Origin of the sequence: Haloferula luteola (assembly GCF_014201715.1) — a bacterium.
Classification (GTDB): Bacteria; Verrucomicrobiota; Verrucomicrobiia; order Verrucomicrobiales; family Akkermansiaceae; genus Haloferula; species Haloferula luteola.
The window spans coordinates 1-5,000 of the sequence record NZ_JACHFD010000048.1 but is presented as its reverse complement, the minus strand read 5'-3'; the positions used below and the strand labels follow the sequence as shown (position 1 = coordinate 5,000).

The 5,000-nt window shown below is 59.8% G+C and carries 3 protein-coding genes; all 3 read left to right on the top strand.

Features of this window, described 5'->3' with window-relative positions:
- The first annotated feature begins 1,048 nt into the window (after window positions 1-1,048).
- The gene (locus HNR46_RS20140; protein WP_184022440.1) at window positions 1,049-2,698 is read left to right on the top strand and encodes a putative PEP-binding protein; all 1,650 of its coding nucleotides are present in this window, start codon (window positions 1,049-1,051) and stop codon (window positions 2,696-2,698) included.
- A gap of 5 nt (window positions 2,699-2,703) precedes the next feature.
- Window positions 2,704-3,561, top strand: coding sequence for a transglutaminase family protein (locus HNR46_RS20135; RefSeq protein ID WP_184022438.1), 858 nt, complete (start codon window positions 2,704-2,706; stop codon window positions 3,559-3,561).
- 79 nt (window positions 3,562-3,640) lie between these two features.
- Window positions 3,641-5,000, top strand: a 1,360-nt coding sequence (locus HNR46_RS20130) for a glycosyltransferase family 4 protein (protein WP_343076068.1), incomplete at its 3' end; no start/stop codon positions are given.

Below are 5,000 nucleotides of genomic sequence, written 5' to 3'. Positions count from 1 at the left end.
CCGCCGAAAAAAAAGTAGCCGCGAGGGAACAAGGGAGCGGCACCCCGCGACAGGTGCCGCCGTGAAATCCTGACGGCGGAGATGGCCCCCGGGGGTGCAGTCTTGCAGACGCTTCATGTCCTAAGGGGAGGAGGACTTGAGAATCTCACAATCTGCCGCACTCGACCCGCCGAGAGGCCGACCTTCTCTGCAATTTCCGCTGAAGAAGCCACAAGGCCGCAGTCCAGTGCTTGCCGCCAGTTCTGACTCAAATGGATCAAATTCATTCCCGGCTCCCGCTCCAAAAGCAGCTTCATGGGGGGGATTTCGTCCCGCCATTTGCGCCGGATGGGGTGCGCAAGCTCCATTCCGTCCTTCCAAGTATCGCGAATGACGCCCACGAGGCAGGAAATCGGCGCAAAAGTTCGTAATTTCATCCCCCGCGGCCCGCCATGACCCCATCCCTGTTCGCAGGGATGGGGTCATGGCGCTTTTAGGGGGGCGGAGAACCCTGACGAGCGCCAGCGATTCGGGTTTGAATTCAGCGGGAGCTTCGCGACCGGATCCTACCCTGCAAGTGGCGCGAGCACATTCTGGAATGGCCGGAGCGGAGCGAAGGCAATCCCACCCCCTCCGCCATCTCGGCATCTCTCTATTGCGAACTTTTTGATTCAAATCTAGGGATCCAATGCACTTTTCTGATGCTGGTGGTTTCAGGATTTTTAACGAGGATCGTCGAGCAGGCGAAATTAAAAGTCTCGAATAGACTGTGAGAACGCACTTTGTGTCTGAAGACCAGACAACGCCAGTTGCCGAGTCAGGCGAAGCCCCAGCCCCGATCCGAGCGATCCTCGTGACGCAGCCCGCCCACAGAGATGGGAGACGAATTTCGCTGCCAGCCACCCAGGTCCGCTTCGGATTATCTTTGCCGCAGTGGCGAATCGGTGCCAGTGTCCTGACCGAGGAGGAAGAATCGCGTTCAGCGTGAATTTAATTCAACTCGGCCGATTCGTGCCGTTGGTACCGTCATCAAGGCGCGACGCATTTACCGGCAGCAATGTACGGATTTATGAACGCTGTCACTCCTCAGATCTACGTCGGCACTTCGATTTCTCCCGGCCTTGCCGAAGGTCCCCTGCATGTCGGCGATCCACTCGGCGGTTATTTCGATGGTTGGTTCGCGAACGATCTGGGCCCGCATGACTCGGACGAGGAGATCTCGCGGCTCGACAGAGCGACACTCAGCATCTCCGAGGAACTCCTTGCGCTGGCGGAGAAAGTGGAAAGGGAGATTGATGCGAAACTCGCGCAGGTTTTCAGCGTGCACCACATTCTGCTGGAGGACGCGTCTCTCAAGGCAGAGCTACGAAGGGAGATCACCGAGAATCTCGTTAGTGCGGGCAGCGCAGTGAAAACGGTTTTCCTGCGATGGGAGAACCGCTTTCTCTTGATGGAGTCACAGATAGCCCGCGACAAGGGAGATGACATGCGGGATCTCTCCCGCCGTCTGCGGGGAGCACTCGCGGGAATCAGCGCCCACCCTTTGGAGGACATCCCGGAGGGCTGTGTTCTGGTGGCGATGCGACTGCTACCATCGGATACGATGATCCTCCGCTCGAGATCGACGGCTGCCGTGCTTCTCGAGTATGGCAGCCATGGATCCCACTCCGCTCTTTTCGCCAGAGAGATGGGATTGCCCTGCATCTCCGGTCTCGCCGGTCTGGTAGCCACGAAGCCGATCGGCGCTCATTCCTTGGTTGAGGCCGATCACGGTAAGGTGACAATCCATCCGGCGCGGAACCAGGTCGAGGAGTTCCATGCCGAGGTGAGGCGGAAGAAGGCAGCCAGCCGATTGGCATTAGAACACGCCAAGGGGCCGGCATTAACTCGCGACCGCGTGAGAATCGCAGTGATGGCGAACGTCGGAAACGCAGATGACACCCGGATGGCCATAGAGAGCGGAGCGGAGGGGGTGGGCCTTTACCGGATTGAGCAGGCCTACATCGGTCGGAGCCAGCCGCCGAGCGCGGAAGAACTCTTCGAGGAGATGCAGCAATCGCTCGCTCCAGCACAAGGGATGCCCGTCTGCGTCCGGTTATTGGACATCGGAGCGGATAAGCCACTGCCATTCCTGGGTTTTCTGGCAGAGTCCAATCCTTCCCTCGGTCGCCGGGGGATCCGCCTGTTGCTGGAGTATCCCGAATTGCTCGATACCCAGCTGCGAACGATCCTGAAACTGGCAGGGCATTTCGATCTTAGCGTGCTGGTGCCGATGGTCAGCGTAGCCGGGGACATGCTCGCGGTCCGGGAGAGACTCCATGCGATCGCGACGCGACAGCAGATCAAGAAGCTCCCGCCCGTCGGGGCGATGCTTGAGACCCCCGCCGCAGTCCTTGATATGCAAGAAATCGCGAGACATTCGGATTTCGTAAGCTTCGGAACCAACGACCTAACGCAATACGCCTTTGCGGCGGACCGGGAGAATGCCGCCGTGGAGCGCTATTTCGACGATGCCTCGGACGTCATCTTCCGTTTGCTGAGGATGGGTTGCGAGGAGGCGAGCGATCTCGCCGTTTCACTCTGTGGCGAGCTGGCCGGGCGGCCGGACCAGATATCCCGCATTCTCAAGTGCGGCATCCGGACCTTGAGTGTCGCCCCTCCGCTGATACCGGCGATTAAGGGAGCCATCCGCGATTGCACCCTCAGCCACCAACCCTGACCCCCATGCACCGTTTTCGCATCATTCATCGGACCTACTACGGCTTCACGAGCCAGGTGATCCTCGGCACCCACCAGCTCCTGCTTCGTCCGCGTGAAGGCCATGATCTGAAGATCGAGTCGGCGAAGCTGGTCATCTCGCCGACGGCCGTCGTCCGATGGCACCGTGACGTCGAAAACAACTCTGTCGCCACGGCCAGCTTCTCCCAGCCCACCAGTCGACTGGCGATAGAGAGCGAGATGATCATTAGGCAATTCAATGAGGCACCGCTCGACTTCGTCGTCAACGAAACCGCTGCGAACTACCCTTTCGAGTATCCGGCAGCCGATCGGGAGCTACTCGTACCCTACTTCGGCATAGGGCCGGTGGAAGCTGCCGTGCGCGATTGGATCGCGATGATCTGGCATCCGGCGGAGCGGATTGAAACCTATGAGTTGCTGGGGCGAATCAACTCACGCATTCACCAAGACGTGCAATACCGGACTAGGGAGGAACCGGGTGTGCAATCGGCCGCGCAGACTCTGGCCTTAGGCAGCGGATCCTGTCGCGACTTTTCAGCTCTCTTCATTGCAGCCGCTCGGCAACTGGGCCTGGCAGCTCGCTTTGTGAGTGGGTATCTCAACGCCCCGCCGTCTCCGTTCGACTTCGGTTCGACCCATGCGTGGTTGGAGGTCTATCTCCCGGGTGCCGGTTGGAAGGGCTTTGATCCGACTACCGGCCAGCTCGCCGGGATCGACAATATTCCGGTTGCCGTGGCGCGTGACCCCGAATCGGTGCCACCGATCGCCGGGTCCTATCACGGCTGCTCGGGAGCCACGATGGACGTGGGGGTCTGGGTGGAGGCACTCCCGGTTTCGAGCTGACCGTCGCTGCGCGGATGAACGACCAATTTTATAGTCATTGACTCGCTTCGCCACAGGTCTAGGGTAGGTTGTTTCGTAGGTGGCCATCGGGCTGCTTGTCGGTGTTTTCGGATACCGCTGCCATGGAGTGCGCGAGATCGTTTTGATTTCCGCCCACATGATGCTTTCTCAGCCCACCCGCCACATCGCGTTCATCGGCAATCATACCCCGCGGCGTTGCGGGATTGCGACATTCACCGCGGACATTTGCGAGGCGATTGCCGGGGAGTTCCCCGAATCGAGCTGCTTTGCCGGGGCGATCAACGACCGGGCCGAGGGTTACGACTATCCACCGCGTGTCCGCTTTGAAATCGCTCAGGATGACCCGGGCTCCTACACGCGTGCGGCCGAGTTCCTGCACATCAACAACGTCGAGGTGGTCTCGGTGCAGCATGAATTCGGCATCTACGGAGGATCAGCGGGTTCAAATTTGCTGGGTTTCTTGGAGCATTTGAAGAAGCCCGTTGTCACCACGCTTCACACGGTCCTGAAGACCCCTGATGCGGCACAGCGCGAGGTGATGCGCCGACTCGACCAGTTGTCGGAGCGGTTCGTCGTGATGGCGGAGCGCGGCCAGAGGCTGCTGGTGGAGGAATACGGGGTGGACCCTATGAAGATCGACCTGATCCCGCACGGGGTTATCGATATGCCCTTCGTGGACTCGAATTTCTACAAGGACGTCTTCGACGCAGAGGGCAAGACGGTGTTACTGACGTTCGGTCTACTGTCGCCTAACAAGGGAATCGAAACAGTCATCGAAGCACTGCCGACAATTCTCGCCGAGAATCCTAAGCTCGTCTATCTCGTCGTCGGAGCAACCCATCCGCACCTGATCGCGACACAAGGCGAGGCGTATCGGGAAAGCCTCAAGACACTAGCCGTCAGACTCGGAGTCTCGGAGCAGGTGGTCTTTCATGACCGCTTCGTTTCAGTGGACGAATTAAAAGAATTCATCGGCGGCGCGGACATCTATCTCACGCCGTACCGCAACGAGGAGCAGATCACGTCTGGGACTTTGGCCTACACCTTCGGGGCCGGGAAGGCTATCGTCTCCACTCCCTACTGGCACGCCAGGGAACTGCTCGCGGGAGACCGCGGGGTGCTGGTGCCCTTTGCCGACGCGCCGGCCATCGCGGCAGCGGTGAACGAATTGCTAGAGCATCCCACGCGGATGACCGCCATGCGCAAGCGGGCGTGGAAGGAAGGCCGGAACATGGTCTGGTCGGAGGTGGCGAGACGCTACATGGAGAGCTTTGACCGCGCCCGCGCCGGACTGAGCGTTCCGGCTGTTGCGGGGATGGGCCAGCGCAGCTATCCGATCCCCGCGGTCAAGCTCGATCATCTGTTCCGGATGACCGACCACACGGGAATTTTCCAGCATGCGATCTACAGCGTGCCGA

Coding starts and splice junctions, on each gene's coding strand:
- HNR46_RS20140 (WP_184022440.1), top strand. CDS start 1,049: ATGAACGCTGTCACTCCTCAGATCTACGTCGGCACTTCGATTTCTCCC.
- HNR46_RS20135 (WP_184022438.1), top strand. CDS start 2,704: ATGCACCGTTTTCGCATCATTCATCGGACCTACTACGGCTTCACGAGC.